Source organism: Kluyvera sp. STS39-E, assembly GCF_040932435.1.
In the GTDB taxonomy this organism is placed as follows: Bacteria; Pseudomonadota; Gammaproteobacteria; order Enterobacterales; family Enterobacteriaceae; genus Kluyvera.
On the sequence record NZ_JBFQGA010000033.1, the window covers coordinates 1 to 273 of the forward strand.

General features: G+C 54.6%; 1 pseudogene. It reads right to left on the reverse strand.

The annotated features are described in order from the left end of the window. Positions 1–141: pseudogene (locus AB4K05_RS24710) on the reverse strand (HNH endonuclease); the annotation flags it as partial. Positions 142–273 lie beyond the last annotated feature (132 nt).

Sequence of the window (273 nt, forward strand, 5' to 3'; positions counted from 1 at the left end):
CATGCACTGTTCTGATTTTCGCAGCACCGCCTCAACGTGGTCAGCATGCCAACCTTTCTCTGGTAGCTCACAGCCGCAATAAGCACAACGGCCACCGAATTTCATGCGCAGTTCTGCGCGTTGTTTCTTCGTCAGTGCCATCATCCTTCTCCTTCGATAACCTGGATGCCAGCGGAGCGGAGCGCTTTCTTCACGAGGCGCTTATCCAACACTGGAACCTCTCGCGCCAAATCGTCGTGCTCATACCAGAATGTTGGTGGCAGCTTCACGGTG